General features: G+C 72.2%; 23 protein-coding genes and 1 pseudogene. 14 read left to right on the top strand and 10 right to left on the bottom strand.

The window, feature by feature from the left end; translation table 11 throughout:
* Positions 1–31: 31 nt before the first annotated feature.
* The 8 genes and pseudogenes from ABZS69_RS51490 to ABZS69_RS51455 all read left to right on the top strand — a co-directional run.
* Positions 32–466: pseudogene (locus tag ABZS69_RS51490) on the top strand (MFS transporter); the annotation flags it as partial.
* A gap of 166 nt (positions 467–632) precedes the next feature.
* Positions 633–1,223 carry a hypothetical protein gene (locus tag ABZS69_RS51485; RefSeq protein WP_355387864.1) on the top strand — a complete coding sequence of 197 codons (591 nt, stop codon included), beginning with the start codon at positions 633–635 and terminating at the stop codon, positions 1,221–1,223.
* 34 nt (positions 1,224–1,257) lie between these two features.
* A complete protein-coding gene (locus ABZS69_RS51480; protein WP_355387693.1) occupies positions 1,258–2,763 on the top strand; it encodes an ABC transporter substrate-binding protein in 1,506 nt (501 codons plus the stop codon).
* On the top strand, positions 2,763–3,728 hold the full coding sequence (locus ABZS69_RS51475; protein WP_355387690.1) for an ABC transporter permease: 966 nt from the start codon (positions 2,763–2,765) through the stop codon (positions 3,726–3,728). Before ABZS69_RS51480 ends, ABZS69_RS51475 begins: the two co-directional genes overlap by 1 nt.
* Positions 3,725–4,537 carry an ABC transporter permease gene (locus tag ABZS69_RS51470; RefSeq protein WP_355387687.1) on the top strand — a complete coding sequence of 271 codons (813 nt, stop codon included), beginning with the start codon at positions 3,725–3,727 and terminating at the stop codon, positions 4,535–4,537. The genes ABZS69_RS51475 and ABZS69_RS51470 overlap by 4 nt, the downstream gene beginning before the upstream one ends.
* On the top strand, positions 4,534–5,325 hold the full coding sequence (locus ABZS69_RS51465) for an ABC transporter ATP-binding protein (RefSeq protein ID WP_355387684.1): 792 nt from the start codon (positions 4,534–4,536) through the stop codon (positions 5,323–5,325). The genes ABZS69_RS51470 and ABZS69_RS51465 overlap by 4 nt, the downstream gene beginning before the upstream one ends.
* Positions 5,322–6,110, top strand: a complete 789-nt coding sequence (locus tag ABZS69_RS51460) for an ABC transporter ATP-binding protein (protein WP_355387682.1) — start codon at positions 5,322–5,324, stop codon at positions 6,108–6,110. The genes ABZS69_RS51465 and ABZS69_RS51460 overlap by 4 nt, the downstream gene beginning before the upstream one ends.
* Positions 6,111–6,399: 289 nt before the next feature.
* Positions 6,400–7,689: a vanadium-dependent haloperoxidase gene (locus tag ABZS69_RS51455; protein WP_355387679.1), complete on the top strand. Its 1,290-nt coding sequence runs from the start codon at positions 6,400–6,402 to the stop codon at positions 7,687–7,689.
* 661 nt (positions 7,690–8,350) lie between these two features.
* Here the strand turns inward: ABZS69_RS51455 and ABZS69_RS51450 are convergent.
* Both ABZS69_RS51450 and ABZS69_RS51445 read right to left on the bottom strand, forming a co-directional pair.
* On the bottom strand, positions 8,351–8,971 hold the full coding sequence (locus tag ABZS69_RS51450; protein WP_355387676.1) for a DUF305 domain-containing protein: 621 nt from the start codon (positions 8,969–8,971) through the stop codon (positions 8,351–8,353).
* A gap of 89 nt (positions 8,972–9,060) precedes the next feature.
* Positions 9,061–9,543 (bottom strand): hypothetical protein, encoded by a 483-nt coding sequence (locus tag ABZS69_RS51445; protein ID WP_355387673.1) that lies wholly within the window; start codon positions 9,541–9,543, stop codon positions 9,061–9,063.
* A gap of 315 nt (positions 9,544–9,858) precedes the next feature.
* Here ABZS69_RS51445 and ABZS69_RS51440 point away from each other — a divergent pair, with 315 nt between their 5' ends.
* Complete coding sequence (locus tag ABZS69_RS51440) at positions 9,859–10,833, top strand: NlpC/P60 family protein (protein ID WP_355387670.1); 975 nt, start codon at positions 9,859–9,861, stop codon at positions 10,831–10,833.
* 64 nt (positions 10,834–10,897) lie between these two features.
* Here the strand turns inward: ABZS69_RS51440 and ABZS69_RS51435 are convergent, their stop codons facing one another.
* Entirely contained in the window at positions 10,898–11,539 is a 642-nt protein-coding gene (locus ABZS69_RS51435) for a class I SAM-dependent methyltransferase (RefSeq protein ID WP_355387667.1), read from the bottom strand.
* 114 nt (positions 11,540–11,653) lie between these two features.
* Positions 11,654–13,462 carry a hypothetical protein gene (locus ABZS69_RS51430; RefSeq protein ID WP_355387664.1) on the bottom strand — a complete coding sequence of 603 codons (1,809 nt, stop codon included), beginning with the start codon at positions 13,460–13,462 and terminating at the stop codon, positions 11,654–11,656.
* Positions 13,463–13,606: 144 nt separating this feature from the next.
* Between ABZS69_RS51430 and ABZS69_RS51425 the strand changes: the two genes are divergently transcribed.
* The 4 genes from ABZS69_RS51425 (at position 13,607) to ABZS69_RS51410 (ending at position 17,658) form a co-directional block, all read left to right on the top strand.
* Positions 13,607–14,344: a LuxR C-terminal-related transcriptional regulator gene (locus tag ABZS69_RS51425; protein ID WP_355387661.1), complete on the top strand. Its 738-nt coding sequence runs from the start codon at positions 13,607–13,609 to the stop codon at positions 14,342–14,344.
* Positions 14,345–14,423: 79 nt separating this feature from the next.
* Positions 14,424–14,954 (top strand): hypothetical protein, encoded by a 531-nt coding sequence (locus ABZS69_RS51420; RefSeq protein ID WP_355387657.1) that lies wholly within the window; start codon positions 14,424–14,426, stop codon positions 14,952–14,954.
* Positions 14,955–15,115: 161 nt separating this feature from the next.
* Positions 15,116–16,414 carry a cytochrome P450 gene (locus tag ABZS69_RS51415; protein WP_355387654.1) on the top strand — a complete coding sequence of 433 codons (1,299 nt, stop codon included), beginning with the start codon at positions 15,116–15,118 and terminating at the stop codon, positions 16,412–16,414.
* A complete protein-coding gene (locus ABZS69_RS51410) occupies positions 16,411–17,658 on the top strand; it encodes an MFS transporter (protein ID WP_355387651.1) in 1,248 nt (415 codons plus the stop codon). The genes ABZS69_RS51415 and ABZS69_RS51410 overlap by 4 nt, the downstream gene beginning before the upstream one ends.
* On the opposite strand, the gene ABZS69_RS51405 is transcribed toward ABZS69_RS51410, so the two are convergent.
* The 5 genes from ABZS69_RS51405 to ABZS69_RS51385 form a co-directional block, all read right to left on the bottom strand.
* Positions 17,587–18,735 (bottom strand): AAA family ATPase, encoded by a 1,149-nt coding sequence (locus ABZS69_RS51405; RefSeq protein ID WP_355387648.1) that lies wholly within the window; start codon positions 18,733–18,735, stop codon positions 17,587–17,589. The two genes, ABZS69_RS51410 and ABZS69_RS51405, sit on opposite strands and share 72 nt — an antisense overlap.
* A 482-nt stretch (positions 18,736–19,217) precedes the next feature.
* The gene (locus tag ABZS69_RS51400) at positions 19,218–19,694 is read right to left on the bottom strand and encodes a hypothetical protein (protein ID WP_355387645.1); all 477 of its coding nucleotides are present in this window, start codon (positions 19,692–19,694) and stop codon (positions 19,218–19,220) included.
* 56 nt (positions 19,695–19,750) lie between these two features.
* Positions 19,751–20,101, bottom strand: coding sequence for a cupin domain-containing protein (locus tag ABZS69_RS51395; protein ID WP_355387642.1), 351 nt, complete (start codon positions 20,099–20,101; stop codon positions 19,751–19,753).
* Positions 20,102–20,218: 117 nt separating this feature from the next.
* Positions 20,219–22,144 (bottom strand): DUF2264 domain-containing protein, encoded by a 1,926-nt coding sequence (locus ABZS69_RS51390; RefSeq protein WP_355387639.1) that lies wholly within the window; start codon positions 22,142–22,144, stop codon positions 20,219–20,221.
* A gap of 66 nt (positions 22,145–22,210) precedes the next feature.
* Positions 22,211–23,224, bottom strand: coding sequence for a LacI family DNA-binding transcriptional regulator (locus ABZS69_RS51385; RefSeq protein ID WP_355387636.1), 1,014 nt, complete (start codon positions 23,222–23,224; stop codon positions 22,211–22,213).
* A gap of 136 nt (positions 23,225–23,360) precedes the next feature.
* Here ABZS69_RS51385 and ABZS69_RS51380 point away from each other — a divergent pair, with 136 nt between their 5' ends.
* Positions 23,361–23,843: a GNAT family N-acetyltransferase gene (locus ABZS69_RS51380; protein WP_355387633.1), complete on the top strand. Its 483-nt coding sequence runs from the start codon at positions 23,361–23,363 to the stop codon at positions 23,841–23,843.
* Here ABZS69_RS51380 and ABZS69_RS51375 read toward each other — a convergent pair.
* Positions 23,820–26,417, bottom strand: a complete 2,598-nt coding sequence (locus ABZS69_RS51375) for a LuxR C-terminal-related transcriptional regulator (RefSeq protein ID WP_355387630.1) — start codon at positions 26,415–26,417, stop codon at positions 23,820–23,822. The two genes, ABZS69_RS51380 and ABZS69_RS51375, sit on opposite strands and share 24 nt — an antisense overlap.
* Positions 26,418–26,438 lie beyond the last annotated feature (21 nt).

Raw genomic sequence — 26,438 nt, 5'->3', positions numbered from 1 at the left:
TCCGGCCGGTCGGCGCGTGCTCGCCGTCTGCATGGCCGGCGGCTTCACCACGCTGCTCGACAACTCGGTACTCAACATCGCCATCCCAGCCCTGCGCGGCTCTTTGAGGGCGGACGCCACCCATGTGCAGTGGATGGTCGCCGGATATTCGCTGGCCTTCGGCCTGGCCCTCATCCCCGGCGGGCGGCTCGGCGACGTGCGGGGGCGCAAGCCGTTCTTCGTCGCCGGCATAACGATCTTCACCGTGGGGGCCGCGCTGGCCGGATTCGTCCCGCACCCGTGGGCGCTCGTCGCGGCTCGCCTGCTCCAGGGGCTCGGCGGAGGTCTGGTCAACTCCCAGATGATCGGCACGATGCAGGACACGTTCACCGGGCACGCCAGGACCCGGGCGCTGGCCCTGTCCGCGGTCACTGGTGGTGTGTCGGGCGCGCTCGGGCCTCCGCTGGGCGGGGCCGTCATCGCCGTGGCGGGGCCGAGGCGGGCTGGCGGCTGGTCCTCCTGCTGGCGGTGCCGTCCGGCGCGCTCACGCTGGCGCTCGCGCGGCGCCACCTGCCGCCTGTGCGCGCCCGCGTGGGTGGCCCCGACCTCGACCTCGTCGGTCTGGCGCTCATGGGGGCCTGACGCTGGCGCTGATGCTTCCGTTCGTCCAGCCCTCGGCCGGCGCGACCGTGCTCTTGTGGCTGACCGTCGTGGCAGGGCTGGGAGGTTCGTTCTTCCTGTGGCAGCATCGCTATGCCCTTTCTGGGCGGCTACCGCTGGTGCATCCGGCGCTGACGCGGTCCCTGCAGTTCGCGGCCGGTGTGCTGACCGCGATGGGCTATTTCGGCTCCGGGTTGGCGTCCACGCTGGTCCTGGCCATGTTCCTACAGGAGGGCCTCAGGTTGTCCGCCCTCGCGGCGGCGGCGGTCACGCTGCCGGCGGCTCTGTCAATGACGCTTGCCTCCGCATTGTCCTGGCGCGTGTCACGGCGTTTCGGCGACTGGACCGTGCCGGCGGGGCTCGCGCTGTCGGCAGTCTCGATGCTGGCGAGCGGCCTGGTCGGACTGCTCGCCCCACAGGCTTACCTGCCCGTGCTGCTGGCGCTCTGCGCCATGTGCATGAGCGCCGCCGGCGGGCTCGTCATCGCGCCTCTCCAGGCGTCGACGCTCCAGCACGCACCGCCGGAGGCGGCGGGCGTGGCCGTCTCCCTCCTCCATCTCCGCACCCACCACAAAGGGGTATAGTCCACTAAACCTACTGATTTCCCCTGGAGTTACGTTGGCCAGCAAGTTCGCCGGTGTCGTGGCCGCGCTCACCCTCGCCCTCGCCGCCTGCGGATCCGGCGCGGGGAGCGCGCCCGCCGGCTCGTCCGCCAAGCCCGACGCCGGCGCCACGATCGAGATCGGCTCCCTGTACGAGCCCCAGAATCTCGACAACACCGCCGGCGGCGGCCAGGGCGTGACGGAGGCCTTCAACGGCAACGTGTACGAAGGGCTGTTCAGACTGACCGACCAAGGCAAGGTGGAGAACCTGCTGGCCGAGAGCCACGAGGTCTCCAACGACGGCCTCGTCTATACCTTCAGGATCCGCAAGGGCGTGACGTTCCACTCCGGCAAGGCGCTGACCGCCGCCGACGTGAAGAACAGCATCGAGCGGGTCATCGCCGAGGATTCCCAATCGGCGCGCAAGAGCAACCTCAAGGCCATCGCGTCGGTCGAGGCGCCGGACGACGCCACGGTCGTGGTCAAGCTGTCGAGCCGGTCGATCTCGCTGGTGTACAACCTGAGCTACGTGTGGATCGTCAACACCGCCGCCAAGGACCTGGCCACCGGCGAGGACGGGACGGGGCCGTACACGCTGGGCTCGTGGAAGCGCGGCTCCACGCTCAGCCTGAAGCGCTTCCCCGGCTATTGGGGCTCGCAGCCCGCCAACGGCGGTGTCGTTTTCCACTACTTCACCGAGGCCACGGCGCTCAACAACGCGCTGCTGACCGACGCGGTGGACATCGTCACCAGCCAGCAGAGCCCCGACGCGCTCGGCCAGTTCACCGGCAACCCCGACTACAAGATCAGCGACGGCCACTCCACCACCAAGCTGCTGCTCGCCTTCAACGACAGGAAGGCCCCGTTCGACAAGCCGCTCGTGCGCAAGGCCGTCGCGGCGGCCATCGACGACGCCAAGCTGCTGCAGTCGGTCTGGGCCGGGCACGGCAGTCTCATCGGCTCGATGGTCCCGCCCACCGATCCGTGGTACGAGGACCTCACTTCGCTCGACCGCCACGACGTCGAGCTGGCCAAGAAGCAGCTCGCCGAGGCCGGGTACGCCAACGGCTTCCGCTTCACGCTCGACACCCCCAACTACGACCCGCACCCGACGGCCGCCACCTTCATCAAGAGCGAGCTGGCCAAGGTCGGCATCACCGTGGACATCAACGTCATCACCGCCGACGAGTGGTACACGAAGGTCTACAAGAACCGCGACTTCGCCGCGACGCTGCAGGAGCACGTCAACGACCGCGACGTGGTCTGGTACGGCGACCCGGACTTCTACTGGGGTTACGACGACAAGCAGGTCACCGACTGGGTGACGCAGGCCGAGCAGGCCAAGACCGCCGAGGAGCAGACCGAGCTGCTGAAGAAGGCCAACAGGAAGATCGCCGAGGACGCGGCCAGCGACTGGCTCTACCTCTACCCGCAGATCGTCGTGGCCTCGTCGAAGCTGTCGGGCTACCCCATCAACGGCCTGAACTCGCAGTTCTACGCGTACGGGATCAAGAAGGGTTGATGGCGCCTTACCTGCTGCGCCGTACCGCCTTCCTGCTCGGGTCGCTGGTGGCCGCGGCCGCGCTGCTGTTCGTGCTGCTGCGGCTGCTGCCGGGCGACCCGGCCAACGCGCTGCTGTCGGTCGGCGCCACGCCGGAGCAGATCGCGGCCGCGCGCCGCCAGATCGGCTCGGACCTGCCGCTGCCCGAGCAGTTCGGCTCCTGGCTGGCCGGGCTGGCCCGCCTGGATCTCGGCATCTCGTTCGTGAGCAGGCTGCCGGTCGGACCGGAGATCGCCGCGCGGCTGACCGTGACCGTGCCGCTGACGCTGCTGTCGTTCGCGCTGGCGGTGGCGGTCGCACTGCCCGTCGGGTTCGTGGCCGCGTGCCGCTCCGGCCGCTGGTACGGGCTGCTGCTCAACGGGATCTCGCAGCTCGGCATCGCCGTCCCGGTGTTCTGGATCGGGATGCTGCTGGTGGCCGTGTTCGCGCTGCGGCTGCGCGTGCTGCCGGCGGGCGGGTTCCCGCGCGACGACTGGGCCGAGCCCGGCAGGGCGCTGACCTCGCTGACACTGCCGGTCGTCACAATCGCGCTGGTCATGTCGGCTTCGCTCATCAGGTACGTCCGCTCGGCCACGCTCGACGTGCTGGGCAGCGACTACCTGCGTACGGCGCGGGCGCTCGGGGAGTCGTTCGCCGGGGCGATGTGGCGGCACGGGCTGCGCAACGCCTCGGTGCCGGTCATCTCGATCCTCGGCATCGAGCTGGCCACGACGTTCCTCGGCGCGGTGGTGGTGGAGAGCGTCTTCACGCTGCCGGGGCTGGGATCGATGCTGGTCAAGGGCATCGCCGAGCACGACTACCCGGTCATCCAGGGTGTACTGGTGGTCAGCACGTTCGCGGTGCTGGTGATCGGCTTCGCGGCCGACCTCGTCCAGCGGCTGGTGGACCCTCGGCTGCGGGCGCACGTCGGCGGGGGGCGGCCGTGAGCGGGCGGGCGCCGTTCGTGGCCGGGTGCGTGCTGGTGGGCGCGGTGGTCGCGGTGGCGGTGGTGTCGCTGGTGTGGCTGCCGTACGATCCCGCCGACACCTCGGGCGGCCGGCTCGCGCCGCCGGGCGGCGAGCACCTGCTGGGCACCGACAAGCTCGGCCGCGACCTGCTCACCCAGCTCATGGTGGGCGCCCGCATCGCGCTCACGGTCGGGATCGGCTCCGTGCTCGTCGGCGGCCTGCTCGGGGTGGCGGCCGGGCTGGTCGCGGGCTTCGCGACGCGCTGGCTGGACGACGCGCTGTCGGCCGCTCTCGACATCGTCATCGCGTTCCCGACGCTGCTGCTGGCCATGCTGGTGGTGGCGGCGCGCGAGGCGTCGCTCGGGTCGGCGATCCTGGCGATCGGGGTGGCCATGTCCGGCGTCGTGGCCCGGCTGACCAGGGTCCTGGTGAAACGGGTGCTGACGCAGGACTACGTCACGGCCTCGCGGACCTCGGGCGCCTCGTGGCCTCGGGTCGTGGCCGAGCACGTGCTGCCGAACATCTGGCCGACGCTGCTCGTCAACCTGGCCCTCCAGCTCGGGCTGGCAGTGCTGGCGGAGGCGGCGCTGTCGTACCTGGGGCTCGGCCCTCCGCCGCCGAACGCCTCGTGGGGCCGGCTGTTGCAGGAGGCGCAGGCCACCGTGCTGACCACGCCGACCGGCGCGATCGCGCCCGGTGTGCTGCTCGTCGTCCTCGTCGTGGGCGTGAACCTGGTCGCCGACGGCTTCCGCGACCTGGCCGACCCGACCCGCAGGAGCAGCCGATGACGCTGCTGGAGGTCTCAGGCCTCTCGGTGCGCCGCGCGGACGGCCATGAACTGGTCCGCGACCTGTCCTTGACGCTCGGCCCCGGCGAGCGGCTCGGCCTGATCGGCGAGTCCGGCTCGGGCAAGTCGCTGACCGCGCTGGCCGTCATGGGACTGCTGCCCGCAGGCATGACCGCGCACGGCAGCGTGCTGCTGGACGGGACGCAGGTGATCGGCGCCGCAGACAGGAGGCTGGATCGCGTACGGGGCCGGGCCGCCGGCGTGGTCTTCCAGGAGCCGCTGACGGCCCTCGACCCGCTGATGCGGGTAGGACGGCAGATCGCCGGTCCGCTCCACCGTCGCCGCGGACTACGCGGCGCACCGCTGCGAGCCGCCGTCCTGGATGCCCTGGCGGAGGTACGGCTGCCGGAACGGGTCGCCCGCGCCTACCCGCATGAGCTCTCCGGCGGTCAGCGGCAGCGCGTCGCCATCGCCATGGCCCTGGCCTGTGAGCCCGGGGTGCTGATCGCCGACGAGCCGACCACGGCGCTGGACGTCACGGTGCAGGCCGAGATCCTGGCACTGCTGGACGGGCTGGTGGCGGGACGCGGCATGGCGCTGCTGTTCATCAGCCACGACCTGGCCGTCGTCGCCGACGTGGCGGACCGGGTGGCGGTACTCGAGAACGGCTCCCTGGTGGAGTCGGGAAGGACGCGTGACATCGTGCGCGAACCGCGGCACGCCTACACCGGCTCCCTCGTGGGCAGCGCGCGGGCGCTGGAGGGCGAGCTGGACCGGCTGGTCCCATGACCGAGACTCTGTTGGAGGCACGCGAGGTGGGCTTCGCCTACCGAAGCGGGCGGCCGGTGCTGGAGGGCGTCTCGGTGGCGGTGACGGCTGGGCGCGGCCTGGGGCTGGTAGGCGAGTCGGGCGCGGGCAAGACCACGCTGCTGCGGCTGCTGCTCGGCCTGGCCAGGCCGACGACCGGCCAGGTGCTCTTCGGCGGCGCCCCCTTGGCCCCGCGCGAACCCGCGTTCAGACGGGCGGTGCAACCGGTGTTCCAGGACCCGTACTCCTCGCTCGATCCGCGCCAGCGGGTCGGCAGGATCGTCTCCGAGCCGCTGCGCGCGCTCGGCCTGCTCTCCCCGGGCTCCCGCAAGGCCAAACGGGACGAGGCGGCGGAGCGGGTGGCTGAGGCCTTGCGCTCAGTTGGGCTGCCGACCGACGCGGCCCGCCGCTACCCGCACGAGTTCTCGGGCGGTCAGCGGCAGCGCGTGGCGATCGCCAGGGCCGTCGTGTGCCGTCCGCGGGTGCTCCTCGCCGACGAGCCGGTCAGCGCGCTCGACGTGTCGACCAGACTGCGTGTGGTGGAGTTGCTGGGCGGGCTCGGCGAGAGCCACGGGCTGACGATTGTGGTGGTCTCGCACGATCTCAGTGTGGTGGCGGCGTTGTGCGCCGAGACGGCGGTCATCGAGGGCGGGCGCGTCGTCGAGCAGGGGGACACCGCCGGCGTGCTGGGCTCGCCCGCGCATCCCTACACCCGCAGGCTGATCGAGAGCGTCCCCCGGCTCAGCCGCGCCGCCCGGCTCCAATAGCCAACGCTGGTCCACTCGGGAACCCCGCGGAGCGGCATAGGCCATTGACATAAAACCTACCTGTTATATAGGTTTTTAAGCCAGCTGATCTCCGTCGCCACGAAACGTCCTCGCCTCGTCACCACCGTTCTCGCCGTCCTCGTGCTGCTCGGCGCGCTGCGCTTCGCGGGCGTCGGCGCGATCGAGTTCTTTCGGCAGCGAGCGGCGCCCGGGCCACGAGCCTGTCTGACTCGCTGCGACCGCTCGCCGTCCTCTGTCCCCGATCCCCCACTCCTCTGAAAGGAACGCCTTGTTAGAGCATTCACTCCGCGAGCAAGCCGTACGACCTCACCGGCTGCGCTCCGCTGTCCTGGCGGTAGTGCTCGCCACCGGCACAGCCATCACTAGCGCACCCGCCTTCGCCTCGGCCCGGCCGGCGCGCGGGCACACCGACGTCGACGTGGCGGTGGAATGGTACGACGTCACCGCCGCCACCATCGCCGCCGCCGGATCTCCCACGCAGGTCACCGACAGCCGCACGTGGGCGATCAGCTGGCTGTCCGCGGCCCGGGCCCTGCACTCCGGTCCCCACCAGCGGGCCTTCCAGGACGCCGCCCTCGCCTCCGCGGTCCGCACCTCACTTGTCAGTCTGATCCCCGCCCGCACCGCCGAGGTCGACGCGGCGTTCGCGGTGACGCTGGCACGCATTCCCGATGGCCCGTCCAAGGATCGCGGCGTGGCGGCAGGCGCAGATGAGGCGACGTCGCTGCTCGCGGAACGGGCCGGTGACGGTCTCGACCCTGCCTCGGTCAGCCCGCCGTACCCGGCTCCCCAAGCCGCACCGGGGATCTGGCAACCCACACCGCCTGCTTTCGGATCGGCCGCGCAGGCGGGGACGAGGTTCGCCAAGCCGTTCCTCCTGAGCCGCGCCGACCGGTTCCGGCCGGGACCGCCTCCCGCGCTCGGCTCTTCGCAATATCGAGCCGATCTAGAGGAAGTACGCGATTACGGCGCCGCGAGCAGCACTCAACGCGCGCAGGCCCAGACGGACATCGCGCAGTTTTGGCTAGGGTCCTCACTCACCCTCTACAACGGTGTGCTGCGTGCCGCCCTCGCCCAGTCCCGCCGGCCGGCGTCAAGGCAGGCCGAACTCGTCGCGCTCTTCCATGTCGCACTGGTGGACACCCAGATCGCCACCTCAGATACCAAATACACCTATCTGCGGTGGCGTCCGGTCACCGCGATCCGCGCCGCCGACACCGGCCACCCCTCCATCCCCTCGGACCCGGCCTGGACCCCGCTGCACACGACACCGTCGCACCCCGACTACCCGAGCGGACACAACACCTACTCCGGCGCCGCCGAACAGGTGCTGACCTCACTGGTCGGTGCCCACTCCCGCGAACCGTTCACACTCACAAGCCCGACCGCGCCCGGAGCCACCCGCACCTACACCACGTGGAAAGCCCTGACCGACGAGAACGTCGACGCCCGAGTCTGGTCGGGCATCCACACCCGCTCCGCCGACAAGGCCGGGGTGACGCTGGGCCGCCAGGTCGCGGCCTACGATCTGCTTCACGCCGCACGCCTGTTCTCGTAGGCCTGCGCCTGCCGAAAACCACATCCATGCACGTCAATCAGGCTCTGCATCACTTTCGAAGCGACTACAACTTCTGATGGCAAGCAGCCGCACATCGCCTACCGATGGCTGCTCGGTGGTTGCTCATACGCGTTCGATCTGCCGTGGGGCTGGGCCTCGTCACGAAATCCCGACCCTACACAGCGGTGTCGAGAAAGGTGACAAACGGGCACATAATGGCGATGGTCAAGAACGCATGGTTGCTCGGTGGTTGCTCGCGTGTACGGGATACGGCGCGGCATCCACTGTCACTTCTCGGCACGATGACAGGGATGATCGCGGACACAGCGATAGAAAACGTCATCCCGCGACACCGAGCGGCACCAATCGAGCCGACTCATAATCCGTTGGTCTCGGATCGGCGCTGGATTCGCTGGCTTAGCCATCACTGTGGGTCCCCCTCGGTTCCAAGCACCCCTCAGCGGACGACACAAAGGTTCACCACATCCTGTCTATCCCCAGAGACTCGAACTCCGGACTCTCCACACCGGCCGCCACCGGCATGGCGAGTACGGTGGCCCACCATCACCGGCACGGCGAGCGCCGTGACGATGCCCACCGCCACCGGCGCGGAGATCCGTGCCGGGCGGCGGCGGGCCGGTGTGTCTAGGAGCCGGTGCGTCTAGAGGCGGTCGAGGATCTTCTGCATTTGGGCGACCTCGGCCTGCTGGGCGCTTTCGATGGTCTTCGCCAGTTCCTTGGCCGCGGCGTTGGAGCCCTGCGACTGCTCGGTACGCGCCATCTCGATCGCCCCCTTGTGATGGGCGATCATCAGCTCGGCGAACTGCCGGTCGAACGCCGCGCCCTTGGCGGCCTCCAGCTTCTTCATGTCGTCCGCGGACATCATGCCGGGCATGTCATGACCCATCCCGTGGTCCATGCCGCCGGACGGCAGCGGCTTGCCCCACTGGGCGAGCCAGCCCTTCATGGTCTGGATCTCCGGGTCCTGCGCGGCCTTGATCTTCGCGGCCAGCTCCTTGATCTCCTTGTCGGAGGCCCGGGTCTCGGCCAGGTCGGCCATCTCGACCGCCTGCTCGTGATGCGGGATCATCATCTGCGCGAACATCGCGTCCGCGTCGTTGAACTCCGCCGCCGGCGAGGCGGGGGCCGTCGTCGTCGTGGCGGGCGCGCTGCTGTGCATGGTGGCCATGTCGGGCCCCGCCGAGCCGCTGTCGGCGCCGCCGCAGCCGGCGACCAGCGCGAGCACGGCTCCGGCCGCCGCGGTGGCAGCCGGGATCCTCATATTCGTGAACATGGTGCTTCCTTCGGTGATGGATGTACGCAGGCCGTCATCGCGGACCGGCCCCTCGGACCGTCCGCCGATATTTCGGCCTATATGCGCATCACCGAGAGCACTGCGGGGCTCGGCGTCAGCCGGCGCGGCGGCGCCCTCGCCGCCGTGCGCGCCCGGGACGCCCAGCCGCCCATTCCCGCGCGCCATCGCAGCATGGCGGCCCAGACGACCGCGATCAGCAGCGCGATGACCGACGTCAGCACGGCCAGGCACACGTCGCTCGGGTCGAACCCGGCCGCGTCCTGCGAGCAGATCGAGACCGCGTCCCGGTCATGCCCGGCGTTCATCCCGAAAGCCTGCCCGGCAGCCTGCCCGACAGCTTGCCCGGAAGCCTGCGCGGGAGCCTGCCCCAAAACCTCGCCGACAGCTTGCGCGGGAGCGGCGTGGGCGTGCGAGCCTTGAGCGGCGACGACGCCGTGGTGCGAGGCGAGATGCCCGAGCGTGTGCATGCCGGCCACGCCGAGCGCGAGCAGCAGGGGCAGCAACCAGGGGAGGCCGGGCAGAATCGACCGCCGCGTCACGCGCTCCCCCTCCTCACACCTGCCGGCCTTAGTACTCGCTCCAGGATGGCCAGCGGCTGTTCTGTTCATCCGGACACCAGGGCAACTATGAAGCATCGTAGTGGATGCCCCGACTCGCCCCATCGTCGCGAGCCGCCCGTTGAACGCCGAAGCCCCGGTGCGCGTATCTCCCCATGGACCGGCGGAACATCCCCTAGCACAGGTAGTACGAGCCGTTCCGGATCTCCGATTGCCCAAACAGACCAGACACCCCTTTCACTTCTGTACTATTTCGCCCCAGGTTCTGGATATTTACGAGGAGGCGTCGTAGTGGCCGTGCCGACAAGGCTTGGACGAACGGCGGCGGTCGCGGCCCTGTCCGTGTTAGCGCTGGCCGCCACTCCCGTCGTCGCCGTGGCCGAGCCGTCGCCGGCCAAGGCCCGCGCCAAGCTGGTGAAGCTGAACGAGCAGGCCGACCAGGTCGTCGAGCGCTACAACCAGGCGACGGAGGCGTACAAGAAGGCCAAGAAGAAGTACGACGCGCTCAACACCGAGCTGGGCCTCAAGGACGCCCGCGCCGGCGCCCTGCGCGACGACCTCGTCCGGCTGGCCGTCAGCGACTACCAGTTCGGCCCGATGAGGGGGTGGGAGCGGTTCGCCGGCCAGGCCGACCCCCGGGCGATCCTGAACAGCCTGGCGTCCTTCCAGGAGATGACCCAGGCCCGGGCGGCCAAGATCCGCGCGTACCAGGCCGCCACCAAGGAGCTGCGCGATCGGCGCAACGACGCCAAGACCACCCTGGCGGAGGCCGACTCGGCGCGCGACAAGGTGAGCGACGAGAAGTCCAAGGTCGAGAAGCTGATCGCCGAGCAGACCAAGCTGCTGCGCAGGCTGGGCGCCTTCAACACCGGCGACCCCAACAGCCCCGGCATCAAGTACACGGGTCCGGCCTCCGGCAACGCCCGCGCGGCGCTCCAGTTCGCCTTCGCCCAGGTGGGCAAGCCGTACCGGTTCGGCGGCACGGGGCCGGGCTCCTACGACTGCTCCGGCCTGACCCAGGCCGCCTGGCGGCAGGCGGGGGTCGAGCTGCCCCGTACGACCTGGACGCAGTGGAGCTGGGGCTCCGCCCGCCGCGTCCCCCTGAACGCGCTGCAGCCCGGGGACCTGCTCTTCAGCAAGGGGCTGGGGCACATGGGCATGTACGCCGGCAACGGGAAGATGGTGCACGCGCCGCAGACCGGGGACGTCATCAAGGTCGTGAACCTGGACGACTACTGGCGCGCCCGCCTGCTCGGCGCGGTCCGCCCCTGACCGCGACCCGGCCTACCGACCGCTACAGCCGAATCCGGCCGAGTCCTACGGGCCTGGCCGGCGCCTAGAGGTTCAGGCGAGCCCGGCCGATGAGGTGCGCGAGGGCGGGGACGGGCGGCTGCGGCGCGAAGGCGAACCGCTCGACCTCTTCCACGGCGAACCCCGCGCGCCGGATCGCGGCGAGCGTGTCGCGGTTGGGGTGACAGCCCCCGGCCATGCGCCGCCACAACGGCGTGATCGCGTCTTCGAACAGGCCGAGCGCCAGGTTGGACGACCGTACGTGCTCGTAGAAGCGCAGGGTTCCGTCCGGCGTGAGCACCCGGGCGATCTCGGCCAGCGCCGCCGCCGGTGAGGGCACGCTGCACAGCACGAGCGAGACCACCGCGGCGTCGAAGCCGTGGGCCTCGCCCGGCAGCGCCTCCGCGTGCCCGGCCACGACCCGCACGGGCACCGGTGCCGAGGCTGCCTCGGCCTGGGCGAACCGGCGCAGGGTGTCCTCCGGCTCGACCGCGACGACCTCGGTGACCGTCTTGGGATAGTGGGCGAAGTTCCGGCCGTTGCCGGCGCCGATCTCGATCACCCGGCCTTCGAGCCCGTCCAGGAGCCGCCTGCGATGCTCCCGCCCACCGCGCTGGTCCGCGGCGGCGGACGTCTCGACGTACATGCGGGCCAGGCGCGGATGCTGAAATCCGGACAGGTCAGTCACAACGATCACCTCTGTCTGCAGCTGTCGTCTTCCAGACTGGATCCTCGTCGGCGAAGCGCGCGCGTGCGCGCGCCGCCGCCAGAAAGGCTTCCTGGCGACGGCGCGCACGGTCCGTCATTTCCGGCAGCGGATGGGATAGGTGGTCTGCGCCGTCGGCTGGTTGTGGTTCAGGACCTCGATCTTGACCGTGCCGTCGGTCCTGGCCGCCCGGCTGAAGCCGAACGCCTGGATGCCGAGGACCCCGCCGTCCGGGAGCGTGTGGGTGAAGGTCTGCCCGGCCTGGCCGTCGATCACCCAGCGGTAGGTGACCTCCGTTCCCGCCGGTGCCTTGAACTCGCCGAACGCCGTCAGGTACGGGTCGGCCACGCAGTCCCCGTAGTAGCCGACCGACTCGATCTCGGTGATCTGCACCGTGCCCGGCGACGGGTCGGGCGCCACGCACGTCCAGGTGTAGGACTCCTGCCCGGCGGGCTTGTCATGGTTCAGGATCTCCAGGCGGACGACACCGGAGCCGCTGAACCTGGCGTCGCTGTACCAGAAGTCGCCGATCCTGCTCCGTACGCCGGGCTTGAGCTCGGCGGTCCTGAGCGGGCCCGGCTTGCCGTCGACGACCAGGCGGTACTTGACGACGGCAACACGATCCGTCACGACCATGGCGTCCGCCCGCAGGGTGAACGAGCCGTCGCACTGGCCGGTGAAGTGGGACGTCAGCAGGTACTCGAAGGTCAGCTTGGCGTCGCCGCCCTCGTCGGCGCAGGCGAAGGAGAACGTGCGCTCGGCCGTTCCGCCGTCGGCCGCGAGGCCGAGCGTGTGGGCGCCGTTCCGGGCGGAGTCGAGGCTCCAGGTGGCGGACACGTCACGGGTGCGGGGCTGGTCGCCGGCGGGGAAGTCGACGGTCTGCGGCGCCCACTTGGCGCCGTCGAGGATCCACCAGTACGTGACCTTCCGCGCCGGGCCGGCCGGGAGCGAGAGGCGGCCGGTGGCCTGGTACGGGACGGGCTCCAGGCAGCTGCCCTCGTAGTCGCCGGGGGTGACGTCGACGATCCGCGGCACCGCCTGCTGCGCGGGCGGCTCCGTCGTGTGGGTCGGCGCCGGAGTGGTGGGCGGCGGAGACGTCGGGGGTGGAGAGGTGGGCGGCGGAGAGGTCGGAGGCGGGGTGGTCGGCGGCCGGGTCGGAGTGGTGGTGCAGATCACCTGGTAGGCGGCCCGTCGCGAGTCGTGGCCGCCCGCGTCGAGGATGCGGATGGCCTTCCAGCCGCTGGTGGAGCTGCCCACGGACAGCGGCAGCGTCACCTGCCGCGTACGGGGCCCGCCCGCCGCGAAGTAGAGCGACTCGGGCCGCCCCTCCCCCGCGCTGCCGTCGATCCACTGGTAGTCGACCTTGGCGGGCGTGCGCGACACCTGGACGGTGCCCGTGAACGTCACGGTCGTGGGACAGGCGCCACGCTGGCTCGCCGGCCCGGCCGTGACGTCGGCCGCGGCGACCGGCGGCCGGCCGGGCGCGGCGGGCAGCAGGTGGGCGCCGTCCCACACCTCGACGGGGCCCGCGCACGCGACGCTGAAGCGGCCCTTGGCCGACAGCCCCTTCCTGCCGAGGACCTCCACGGCCTGCCAGCCCGTGGTGCTCCGGTCGAACGTCTGGCGGTCGGTCACGACCACCTTGCGCGTGCCCTTGACGCGGAAGCTCCTGATGGCGCCCTTGCTGCCGTCACCGCGTACCCAGCGGTAACGCACGGTTCCCCGGCCCTTGGCCGCGACCACGGCGGAGAAGCCGACCGTGGTGGGGCAGGCGCCGGACTGCTTGGCGGGGCTCGCCCTGACCTTGGCCACGACCGTCTTGATCGCGGGGGCGGCGAGCGCCGGAGGGGCGGCCAGCAGGCCGCTGAGCAGCACGGCACCCAGCAGCAACGCTGTCCTTCTCATCGGGGGTCCCTTTCTTTCCACAGAGGAGGGACCATGCTCTCCGGCCCGTCTTGGGGGTCACTTGGACCCCGCTTGTAACTCCCGCCGCGTTCGCGCGGCGGGCGGGGGACCGGTCAGAATGTCCCAGTACGGCGGTGCGGGCGGATGAGAGGTCGTGTGAACGAGAGCGTGTCGTTGGTCGAGCTTGCCCATCGGCTGGAAGAGGTGGTGGGCGAGCTGCGCGGCATCCCCGTCGACGTCGAGCGGGTGGACGACAGCGAGCTCGTACGGGAGCAGATCGCGCAGGCCGTGCGCACGGCCGGTGAGCTGCGCGCCATGCACCCGGTGGGCTCGTCGGAGCAGGGCCGCGACGAGCAGAAGAGCCGGCGCAGCGTGCTCGACGCCCTGCGGCGCGGCATGACGATGCGCACGATCGTGCACGCGAGCGTCCTGGACGACCCCCGCAAGGCCGCCCGGATCAGGGAGCTGCACGCCACCGGTGACCTGCACCGGGTCATCGACGAGCCGATCCAGCAACTGCTCATCTTCGACCGCACGGTGGCCTTCCTCCGCATCACCCCCGTCCCCTACTCGCCGGGGGCCCTGGTGATCAGGCAGCAGAGCCTGATCGCCACCCTCATCGACCTGTTCGAGCAGACCTGGGCCAGGGCCAGGGAGATCACCGAGCCGACGCACCGGCTGACCCAGCGGGAGCGCGAGGTGCTCGCGCTGATCGCCGAGGGGCGCTCCAACAGCGCCGTCGCCCGCGCCCTGTCGATCACCGAGGCGGCCGTCGGCAAGCACGTGGCCGGGGTGTTCGCCAAGCTCGAACTGCCCGCGACCGCCGACGACAACCGGCGGGTGCTGGCGGTGCTCGCCTACCTGCGCGGCGCGGCGGGGTAGGGCCAGGACTACCCCGTCCTCGCCCCAGCCCCCATGCGGGCGGCCTCCTGCGCAGACTTCAATGAACGTCATGCAACGCATGACTGGATTGCTGGTCGGCGCGGTCTTCGGCGCGGTCTTCGTCGTCGTCAACGCGCAGAGCCCGCTCAACGCCGTGACCGTGAACCTCCTGCGGGCGGCCGCCTGCCTGGCGGCCGCGAGTGTCGTCGCCATGTGGTTCGTCGCGGCCCGGAGGCATCACACAGGCGAGCCGGGCCGGCGGGGGAACATGTTCGGCCGCGGCTACCTGATCGTCGTCGCCGCGGAGGCGGTCCTGCTCTTCGGCGGGCTCCGGGTGCTGGCCGCCTGGGGGCTTCCCGAGCAGGCCAACGTGGCCTGGGTCGCGTTCGTGGTCGGTGTGCACTTCGTCGCCCTGGCGCCGATCTGGAAGGACCGGGGCATCGCCGTACCCGGTGTCGTCCTCACCCTGCTCGGCGTCGCCGGCCTGATCCTGGTGTCGGCGGGCGCCGTCGACTGGGTGCCGCTCGTCAGCGGCGTGCTGTCCGGAGTGGCGCTCCTGACCGGCGCCGTCGCCTTCGGCTGGCGCACCGTGGCGGCCCGGACGGCCTGAGCTTTTTATGAAACGTGCTGATCCGTGCGGATGCCTGCCGTTCCGTGCGAGCCCTTGCGCCCCGGTGACCAGGGAAATCAAATGGGGGGCGCGACCGGGCGAATAAGGCCGCGTCGGTCTTCACGCGGAAAGGAGGTGTCGGAGAATGGCGTGCCGACAAAATGCCGCCGGGGCCGCGCGGACGCTGGCCCGTCGGCAACTCCTACGATTACGACCGGGACCGGATCGGATTTCTCCGGCGCTGCCAGGCCGAATACGGCGACATCTTCACCTTCAGCCCGGCCACCGTCTTCGTGGCCGACCCCGAGCTGATCGGCGAGCTGTTCAAGAAGTCGAACGAGCTGTTTCTCACCGAGGAGCCGCTGTTCCCGGCCCGGCATTCCGACCAGGAGGTGAGCGACCACCTGGACGGCTGGATGCGGGCCCGGGGCCGTGCCTGGCACGGGATGACCAGGAACATCGTCAGATCCCACGGGCACCGGGTGACGGACCTGCTCGACGAACGCCTCGCGGCGCTTTCCGGCCGGGCCTTCCACGTGGTGCCGTTCATGCGGAGCTACAGCGCCAAGCTCTCGGCGATGTTCTGTTTCGGCCCGGACAACGAGGACCCCTTCGCCGCAGCGGAGCGGCGCTCGGGGCTGGCGCTACCGTTCATGGACTCCAGCCTGACCTTCCCGAGCTGGCTGCCGCTGCCGTCCATCAGGCGGGTGCAGCGGGCCGAGGCCGGGGTGCAGGCGGCCATCACCGAGAAGTTCCGGCAGCGCAGGGCCGCGCCGCACGAAACGCCCGAAGACCTCATCGACCTGCTGCTCGCCGACGACCCCGACATGCCTTCGGAGGACGAGGCCGTCAATTTCCTGGCGTCGATGATCCTCGCGTCGTTCGGCTCTCCGGGGGCGACGATGGCGTGGGTGATCCGGGAGATGGCCCGGCGGCCGGAGGTCCGGCGGCGGCTGCGTGACGAGGCGCTGGCCGTCATCGCCGAGTCCGGCGGCCTCGGCAACGAGCGGAGCCTGCCGTACGCCGACGCGGTGACGAAGGAGGTCATGCGGCTCTACCCGCCGACCTGGCTCATGGGACGCAAGGTGCGCAAGCCCTGCACGCTCGGCGGCTACGCCCTGCGGCCCGGCATGGACGTGCGGTTCAGCCCGTACCTCATCCACCGCGACCCCCGCTACTGGCCGGACGCGGAGGAGTTCCGCCCGGAGCGGTGGTTCGAGCCCACGCAGCAGCCCCGGTTCACCTACTTCCCGTTCGGCGCCGGGCCGCGGGTGTGCCTCGGCATGCACCTGGGCGTCTACCAGGCCATCGTGGGGGCCGCGCACATCGCGGCCCACTACGACATCGACGGGGTCGACCTGCAGGACTCCGACGCCGTGGCCGGTCCCGTGCTGGAGCCGCTGGCGCTGCGGGTCAGGATGACGCGCACCCACGCGGGACGGACCGTGGTGGGGGCATGACGGCCCCGGCCGGCCGCTTCCGGGACGCCCTGGCCATCGCCGAGTTCCGCGCGATCTTCGTCGCGCACATCGTGTCGATGACCGGGAGCGTCCTGGCCCAGCTCGCCCTGACCGTGCTGGTCTACGTACGGTCCGACTCGCCGCTGCTGGCCGCCGTGACGTTCGCGCTGCCGATGCTGCCGCAGCTGGTCGCGGGGACGTTGCTGTCGGCGCTGGTGGACCGGGTGCCGAACCGGCGGCTGCTGGTCGGCTGCAACCTGGTCTCGGCGGTGCTGGCGGCGGCGATGGCGGTGCCCGGCGCGCCGACGGCGGCGCTGCTGGCGCTCGGGTTCGTGCTGGGGCTGATCCGGCCGGTGTTCGGCGGCGCGCGGGCGGCCACGATGCCGCAGGTGCTGCCGGGCGACGCGTACGTGCCCGGCCGCAGCCTGATGCGGGTCGTGGCGCAGGTCGCGCAGATCGGCGGCTTCGCGGTGAGCGGCGTCGCGCTGACCGTGGTCTCGCCCGGCACGTTGCTGCTGGCCGACGCCGTGTCCTTCGGCCTCTCCGCGGCGCTGCTGCGTTTCGGCACGCGGGAGCGCCCACCGACCGCGGGCTCGGGGCAGTCGCTGGTGCGCGACTCGCTGTCGGGGATCGGCCGGCTCATGGCGGTCCGGCCGCTGCGGCGGCTGCTGGTGTTCGGGTGGGCGGTGCCCGCGTTCGCGGTCGCGCCCGAGGCGCTGGCGGTGCCGTACGCGGCGGAGCTGTCGGCGAACGACACCGTGGGCGCCGGGCTGCTCCTGACCGCGCTGCCGCTGGGCACGGTGGTCGCCGAGTTCGCCGGGAACTGGACGCTGTCCGCCGGGCGGCAGGTCAGGCTGATGGCGGCGCTGGCCGCGCTGTGCTTCCTGCCCCTGCTCGCCTTCGCGTTCCGGCCGCCGATTCCCCTGGCGGCGGGGCTGCTGTTCGTCGCGGGCCTGGGCGCCTCCTTCCAGCTCGGCCTGGATCGTACGCTCCTGGACGCCGCGCCGAAGGAGCTGCTGGCGCGGGCGCTGGGCGTGCGGGCCTCGTGGATGATGTTCTTCCAGGGGCTCGGCTTCGCCGTGGCCGGGCTGGCCGCCGAGTTCGCGCCGGTGACGGCCGTGGTCACGGGGGCGGCGCTGTGCGGGCTGCTGGCCGCCGGGGTGTTCGCGCTCTCAGGCGTTCAGCCTCGGTACGTTGCGCTCGCGGATCAGGCTCTCGGCCAGGATCCGCAGGGCGAGCGGTGAGCCGCCGGCCTCGACCACGTACGGGCGGCACGCTTCCCGGTCCCGGTGCGCGAACTCGACGTCGAGCGCGGCGGACAGCACCCTGAACGCGTCGTGGTCGCTCAGCGTGCTCAGCTCCATCGGCAGCGCGCCCTCCCGGATCACCAGGTCAGACAGGTACGTCCGCGCGCTGACGAGGACCGTGCACGTGGGCGAGCCGGGCAGGAGGGGGCGTACTTGCCGTAAGGACCGGGCGTTGTCCAGCACGACCAGCATCAGCTTGCCGGCCAGCACGCTCCGGTACAGGCAGGAGGCCTCCTCCTCGTCGTCGGGCATCAACCGGACGCCCAGTGCGCGCAGGAACCTGATGATCACCGGATACGCCTCAGCATTTCCCGATAAATCGGTGTAAAGCTGGCCGTCGGGGAACCGTGCCGCCGACCGGTGCGCCCACTGGACGACCAGCGCCGACTTGCCGATCCCCGGCGGTCCGGTCACGAGGATGAGCGGGCCGGGCGCCGAGTCGTCGTACGGCCGGCGCGACCACTCCTCCATCTGGGCCAGCTGCGGCTCCCGCCCGGCGAACCCACGGATCGGACGCGGCAACTGACGCGGCACCGGCAGCGCCGGATCCCACCCGGCGAGGGCCGGATCCCATCCACCGCACACCGGCCCCCGCCCGGCAGACGCCGAATCCCGTCCGGGAGGCGCGGGCGCCCGTCCGGTAGGCGCCCGATCCCCTCCGGGCGGCGCGGCATCCCACCCGCCGGACGCCACATCCCGCCTGGGCGGCGTGGGTGCCCGCCCGGGCGGGGTGGGTGCCCCCTCCTTGCCGGCCGCCAGTGCCCGCCAGGCCCGGCGCCACCGTCGCACCTGCTCGGCCGCGTGCCGCTGCTGACCGCAGGACAACAGGCAGGCCCGTACGAACGCCTCCACCACGGCCAGCCGCGGCAGGCCGCGCGGGCTGTGGCCGCGGAGCACCGCCGAGACCGTCGTCTCCGGGAGCACGTCGACCCAGGTGCCGTCCACCAGCTCCACCGAGCCGCCGAGGATGCGGAGCCGGCGGAGCGACGGCTGCCCCGACCACCTGCGCAGCATCACCAGGCGCTGTAACAGCTGCGCCCCGGTGGAGCAGCCCTCCGGCCCCGGAATTTCGTGGCCCGGATCTTCCGGATAAACCGCGTTACCGGGCGTGGGCGCGCGCATTACGGCCGACTGATAACGTCGTGGTGAATGCGCGTAAATTTGGCCCCGGGGTGATCCGCATGAGCATTTTCTCCCCCGCCGGTCACGACTTATGCCGAAAGCCGATGTCCGGAATTTGACGCCTCCGCGCGACCTACTTCCCGCACTCCCGCCACCCGTCGCCGGACCGACCCCAACTGCGGCTGAACGTGTTGACGGGCCTGCGGCGAGGGCCCGGCGCCCCGCCCCTCGGCACAATTACCCATTCTTTCTCCCGCCGGATCGAGTTAGGCGGGAATTACCCGGAAATGGTGCGCATTCATTCGGCCACTCTCTGTATGCCGACGGCTCGGCATTTCGGTTACCCGTACGGGAGATTCACCCGGCCGCCGGGGTCACGTCGCCACCTGGGCCCTGAACCTCTCGTGGGCGGCCTGCTTGGTGATCCCCATCGCCTCCCCCACGTCCGCCCACGACGCGCCGCCCTCTCTGGCCGCGGCCACGGCCTGATCGAGCAGGGTCCGCTGCCAGCTCTCCACCTGGGACAGCAGGGTCAGGGCGGCGAGCGGGCGGTCGGCCGTGAGGTTCACGATCTGCTCGCACAGGAGGTTCGACTTGATCACGAGCCAACTGGGCGGGGCGGCGGCGAGCAGCGGGGCCGCGTGCTTGCTCCACCACCGGCCCTCCGCCTCCTTGGCGCCCTCCGGCGTGGCCGCGAACCGGCGGCGGTCGGCCCACCCGCAGGAGCATGCGGCCTGGTAGCCGACGAAGGTCCTGGTGAAGGCGGTGGAGGAGCGCGCCAGCTCACCACCGGGGAGGACCGGCGCCGCGAAACCCTCGTGGCCGGGGATGTCAGCGATCTTCAACGTCATAACCGTCAAGATATCCTGACGATTACCGGTCGCGCCATCCGTCCTGCCGAAGGGGGTCAGAGGCGGGTGGTCACGTAGGTCTTGCGCACGGTCTCGTGGACGTGCCACTCCCCCTGCCAGCCCGCGGGCATGACCAGGGTGCTTCCGGGGCCGACCTCCTGGGTCGTGCCGTCCTGGCCGACGATGGTGGCCCGGCCGGAAAGGATCTGGCAGACCTCGTGGTAGCCGTCGCGTACGGCGGTGAACGTGCCGGGCGTGCACTCCCACACCCCCGCGGCGGTCCTGCCGTCAGCCGAGGTCCACGCCTCGAGCGCCGCCTCCCGCTGCTCCCCGCTGACCGAGGTCGGCTTGGCGGCGAACGGCCCCAGGTCGGCGACGATCGCGTCCGGCACGACGATGCTGTTCAACTGTTCTCCCTAGTCATCTCGGGTGTGGCGGGCGATCCTATCGGCGGCCCCGACGACGGCTGACGTCGCGGTCCACCCTTCGCCGACCAGGCGCGCCCGCCGCCGGGGCCGGGGCGGTCAGCTGTCGCCGGGCTCCGGTGTCGTCGCCTCGTGCGGCCCCGAGCGCGACGCGGGTTCTCCCCGCGAGGAGACCGTGACGTGCTCGGCCCCGAGGCGGACCGTGATCGGCTCCCCGCCGAGCGGAACCAGGGTCACCTCGTCCCCGCGCACCCGAACCTCTGGCGCCGCCGGCTCCTGCTCGCCCGCCGTGAGCACGACCAGGCTGACGTACACGGCGGTCCCGCCCGGGTGGGCGTCGCAGGTCAGGTACGGCGTGGCGGAGTGCGGTCCGAAGGCGTTCACGCCGTGCGCGCTCGCCACGCCCGCCCCCGTGTAGCCATGCAGCCCGCGCACCACGCTCGTCAGGCCGTCCGCGCGCCGCGCCAGCGCCCAGGTGTCCCCGGACCGGGTCTCGGGCGCCTCCGGCCCGGCCGGCGCATGGCCGCCGTCGCGTACGAGGTGCCCGGCGGGCGCCGTGACCTGGTGGATCCGGAGCTCGGCCGCGCCGTCGACCACCGAGACGGTCACCACGCGGACGGGGCCGTCCTGGTAGGCCGAGGCCGCGAAGCGCTCCCCGACGGTGAGGGGCTCGATGACGCGCCGCCGGGAGGTCACCCCCTGCGGTGAGACGACGGCGAGCTGCCCGTCGACCGCCTCCTCGCCGATGTCCGGGCCGGTGTGGCTGGTGTAGGCGAGCCGCAGGTAGTGCGGGTCCGGCGGCCCCGCGGGGTCCTGGACGCGGTCGCGGTCGCTGCCGTGGTTGACCAGCCGTACGACGCCGTCCTCGCGGGTGGCGTGCAGCAGCCAGCCCGGCTCGGGCATCGCGACGACCTGGTCCGCGAGGTCGACCGGCGCGGGCGCCTCGGCGTCCGTCCAGGCCGGGTGCTCGGGCGGCAGCAGCAGGCCGAGGAACGCCTTGCTGGCCCAGTACGGCGAGGCGGGCCCGGAGTAGTCCTGGGTGCCGGGCGGGAAGGCGTCGTACCAGCCGCAGGTGAGCAGGCCGCGGCCGTCGGGGGCGCCGCGTTCGACGAAGTGGCGCAGCACGCCGCTCGCGATCCGCCGGGTCCGCCCCGGGGGAAGGGGTGAGGCGCCGGTCAGCGCGCCCAGCCAGAGCGGCGCGACGGTCGCGAACCGGTAGATCAGGGACCGCCCCTGGTGCACCGGCCCGCCGTCGGCAGCGAACAGGTGCTGGTAATGGCCCAGGAACCGGTGCAGCCGGTCCGCGTAGAGCCGCCCGCGGGCGGCGTCGCCGGCCATGCGCGCCCACAGCGACGGATACAGGTGCATCGCCCAGCCGGAGTAGTAGTCGAAGTTCTTGCCCTTGCCGTCGGAGTACCAGCCGTCGCCGACGTACCACTCCTCGATCCGCTCCAGCCCGCCGGCGATCTCGGCGGGGTCGTGCGGCCCGCCCACCTCGGCGAGGAACTGCTCCACCACGACCTGGAACAGCACCCAGTTGTTGTCCGGCGTGCGCCGCCCCACGAACCCGGCCAGCCAGGCCACCACCCGCTCCCGCTGGGCCGGCGAGAGCCGGTCGAACAGCCAGGGCCGGGTCTCGTGCAGCGCGAGCGCGATGGAGGCGGCCTCCACGAGCGGCTGCGACATGTCGGTCAGCGGCGGCCAGGCGTACGGGTGCGCGGGGTCGGTGCCGGCCACCAGCCCCTCGGCGTAGCGCTCCAGCAGGGCGGGCGGCACGTCGCCGCCCGCCCCCGCGATGCGGAAGGCCGCGAGCAGGAACGTGCGGGCGAACCCTTCCAGCCCGTCGCTGACGGTGCCCGACCTGCTCGCCCGGCCGGGCAGGCGGTACTGGGCGAAGCCGTCGGTGGCGTACGGCACCACGGAGTCGAGCAGGTGGTCCGCCACGCTCTCCCAGTGGGCGCGGGTCCACCCGGTGAAACCGGACAGGTGCGGGTCGGCAGGCGGGAGGCGCAGGGGGGACGACATGAAACGGATACTAGGGCATCCACCTGGGCCGACCCTCAGTCGGTCCGGCTGATCTGTGTAAACGGTTTAACCCCGCAAGAGAGGGCGGACCGAGTCGCGGACGATGATGTGCGTGCCGAGCATCACGTGCCGGCTCGTGTCGGCCGCGTCGGTGTCCAGGGCCAGCCGCACGGCGGTACGGCCCAGCTCCTCGTGCGGCACGTGCACGGTGGTCAGATCGATGTCGTCGGCCGGGGGAAGATCGTCGAAGCCGACCAGCGACACGTCATCCGGCACGCGCAGCCCACGCTCCCGCAACGCCGCCCGGGCCCCGGCCGCCATCAGGTCGTTCCCGGCGAAGACGGCGGTGAAGTCGGGCGGCCCCGCCTCCAGCCGCTCCCGCATCATGCGATAGCCGTCGCGCCGGTCCATCACCACGCTGTCCACCTCCAGCCCGGGATCGTGCGCCACCCGGTGCGCGGCCAGCGCCGACCGATATCCCGCGATCCGGCTCTCCGGCGTCGTGTAACCGGCCCGCCGCCCCAGGAACAGGATCCGCCGGTGACCGGCCGAGAGCAGGTGACTGGTGATCGCGTGGGCGCCGCCGGTGTTGTCGTACTCCACGACGATCGCCGGCACCCCCTCCCCCAGCGCCGGACGCCCGCACAACACCAGCTGCGACCCCGCCACCGCCAGCGCCCGCGCGTAGTCCGCCATCCGCTCCCGATAGGCGTCGTCGATCGGCATGTTGCCGACCAGGATCACCGCCTCGGCGTGCTCCTCCCGCAGCAGCCGCACCATGGCCAGCTCCCGCTCGGCGTCCCCGCCCGTGGTGCCCACGATGCAGAGCCGGCCCTCGCGCACCGCCTGGTCCTGTACGCCCTGCGCCACATGCGCGTAATGCGGCGACACCACCGAGTTCACCACGATCGCCACGCTCTTCGGCCGCGCGCCCGCCAGCCCGCGGGCATGCGCGTTGGCCACGTAGTCGAGCTCGCGCACCGCCCGCATCACCTTGCTCCGCGTGGCGGGAGCGCTCGGGTACGAGCCCGACAGGATCCGCGACACGGTCGCCACCGACACTCCGGCGTGCTTGGCCACGTCCCGGATCGTCGAGGGGCGAGGCCGACCATCCTCAGGAACGGCCCGGCGAGGCATCCATCCCCCCATCCCCGCTATTAAAGCGGTTTAACGATATCGCACAGGTGCCCTCCCCGGGCCTCGTAGGCTGGCCCGCGTGGAAATCCGCGACCGAACCCCTGACGACCTGGACGCCTGCGTGAAAGCCCTCGCCGAGGTCCAGGCCGGCGACCGCTACCCCGTGGACTGGCCGCGCGATCCGGCCGGCTGGCTGACGCCGGACGGCCTGATCAGGGCGTGGACAGCGGTCGAGGGGGAGGTGGTGCTCGGCCACGTGGCGCTGACCCGGGACATGGAGGTCACCCGGCTGTTCGTCACCCCTGCCGCCCGCGGGCGCGGCCTGGCCGCCCGGCTCCTCGACACCGTCCGCGCCGCCGTCGAAACCCCGCTCAAGCTGGAGGTCTCCTCCGAGGGGAAGGCCGCGATCGCGTTCTACGAACGGTCCGGCTGGCGCCGGGTCGGCAGCAGCCGCGCCCGCTGGCTCAACGCGGCCGGCGAGCCGGCGCTGGTCCACCACTACGTGAGCCCGCCCGCCCCAAAGAGCCGCCTGCCCCGGTCAGGTGAACAGGACGTCGGCTAGCTCGGCCCGGCTGTTCAGGCCCGTCCGCTCGTAGACCTGCACCAGCGTGTTCGCGACCGTCCGGCGGGAGAGCACCAGCCGGTCGGCGATGTCCTGGTTGCTCAGGCCCGACGCGGCCAGCTGGGCGATCTGCCGCTGCCTGGCGGTCAGCTGCGGCGTGGCCAGGCCGGTCAGCGCCGGAGTGCGGGCGCCCTCGCAGCGGCGGGCCAGCCGCCAGGCGCGGGTCTCGGCGGCGCGCTGCCGCCGCGCCAGCCCGTGCCGCCGGTACGCGTCCGCGGCCTGGGCCGCCGCCTCCGCCGCGTGCAGCAGCATGCCGAGCGATTCGAAGGCCGGCGACACCGCGTCGAGCTCCTGGGGAGCGTCCCCGGCCGCCGCGTGCCGGGCTAGGACCGGCGCCAGGTCGCCCTCCACGGTGGCGGCCAGCCGGGCGAGCCGGTCGGCGACCAGGTCGGAGGCGCCGAGCCGGACCACGTCGTGCAGGGCGTACAGCTCGTACATGGGGTGGTCCCCGGCCGCGTCGGCGGTTTCGAGCGCCGCCTCGACCGCCCCCGGCAGGTCGCCTTCGGCGGCGAGCGTCCACGGCCGCGCCAGCCGGAAGGCGAACTCGACCTGGTGGCCCACCCGCAGGCCCAGCTCGCCGGCCAGCTCCATGGTCGCCCGCACCGCGGCCACGTCGCCGGTGAGCGCGTACGCGTGGGCCAGCTCGGCCAGGCACAGGCCGCCGTGGAGCGTACGGCCCCGTAACCGCACGGCGGCCTGCCTGCACAGCCGGACGGCCTCGGCGGGCCGCCCCTGGAGCCTGGCCACCCGGCCGCGCAGCGTGCCGAACGTGATCAGCGCGCGGTCCCAGCTCACGTAGTCCTCGCCGATGCGGTAGCCGGTGTCGGCGAACCGGCGCGCCGCCGCCAGGTCGCCCGCGAGAACGGCGGCGTCGGAACCCGTCACCGCCAGCGCGGCCGTGAGCGAGGGCAGGTCTTCGGGCAGGTCGCCGACGCTGCCGAGCGCCTCGTCCACGCGGGCGACGGCCTGCCGGGCGCGCCCCTCGTGGACGAGCCCGCCCGCCTCCGGCCCGACCAGCCCGAGGTCGAACCGGGCGGTGGTCGGGGCGATCCGGCGGATCTCCGCGATCGTCCGCCCTAACTGGTCGAACATGCCCATGATGTGCTCGATGGCGGCTCGCATCACCAGGAGGCCCTGGCGCGGTTCCGTGCCGGTCATCGTGGCGTGGGCGTCCGTCAGCATCGCGCGGGCCTCGGCCTCCCTGCCGAACCCCCAGAAGAGGTTGAGCGCGTGCACCGACACCAGATCGGCCCGGCTCATGTCGTCCATCGGGCCGTCGGCCAGCCCCGGCAGGACGGCCTCGGTCTCGTCGTACCGGTCGTCGTAGAACAGCACCGACGCCAGCGCGAGGGCGGCCGTGACCCCTCCCCCGGCCGCCAGCGCGGCCCGCCCGAGCCGGGCGGCGAGCCGCAGGTCGCGGACGTTCCGCGCGATGTTGCACGCCTCGACCAGCGAGGCGGGGTCACCGGGCGTCCCGCTGTCGAGCCGCCAGACCGCGACGCGCAGCGGATCCCCGCCGGTGCGGCCGCCCACCTCGTCGGCCAGGCCGCTGAGCACTTCGCGGGTCCGCAGCGTGCCGCATCCGGCCCGGATCACCTCGCCGTAGAGCGGATGCGCGAGCCGTACGGACAGCGGATGCGCGAGCCGCGCGGAGAGCGGCTCCGGGGAGCGCACGGGCGGCGGCTCCGGGGAGATGGTGACGAGCTGGCGGTCCTCCAGGCGCCGCAGCGTCTCCAGCGGGGCGAGCGCGGTCAGCGCGTCCACGGACAGCGGCTCGCCGTGGGCGACGAGCTCCAGCGCGGCCCGTTCACCGGCGTCGACGTCGCCGATCCGGCTCTCGATCAGCTCGCGCAGCCGCGTCGTCACCGGGATCTCGCCCGACCAGTGCCACACCCCGCGCCGCTCGGCGAGCGCGCCGCCCGACCCGCCGGCCAGCACCAGCTCGCGCAGGAACAGCGCGTTGCCGTCGCTGGCCCGCCACAGCCGCCGGACCGTCGGCGCCTCCACCTGCCCGCCCAGCGCCCCGGCCAGGAGCAGGCCCGCCTCCCGGAGCGTCAGCGGGGCCAGCTCCAGGCGCGGCAGCAGGTCGTCCTTCCACAGCGCCGTCACGGCGTCGGGCGCGCGTTCCCCGCTGCGCGTCGTCGCCAGCACGCGCGCCCGCCCGCCGGCCACCAGGTGATGCACCAGTACGGCCGAGACCGGGTCCAGCAGGTGGGCGTCGTCGACCATGAGCACCAGCCGCTCGCGGCCCAGGGCGTCGGCGGCCCAGCGGATCACGTTGCCGTGCGGCGGCTGGGCGGGGAGCAGGTGCGCCATCGCGCCCAGCGGGAGGTCCGAGGCGGCGGCGGTGGCCAGGATCCAGGCCACGTCGTCGGTCCCGGACAGGGCCTCGGCCGCCAGGCGGCTCTTGCCCGCGCCCGCCGGCCCGGCCACGACGGCGCCGCCGGTCTCCAGGGCCGATCGGATCGTCGCGAGCTGGGTTTCCCGACCGGCGAAGGGCCACAGATGACGCACAGGGGGATGGTACGTGCCTAC

This window comes from Nonomuraea sp. NPDC005650, assembly GCF_040605375.1.
Taxonomy (GTDB): domain Bacteria; phylum Actinomycetota; class Actinomycetes; order Streptosporangiales; family Streptosporangiaceae; genus Nonomuraea.
The sequence above is the reverse complement of the archived record's forward strand: the minus strand, read 5'-3'. Positions and strand labels throughout refer to the sequence as shown.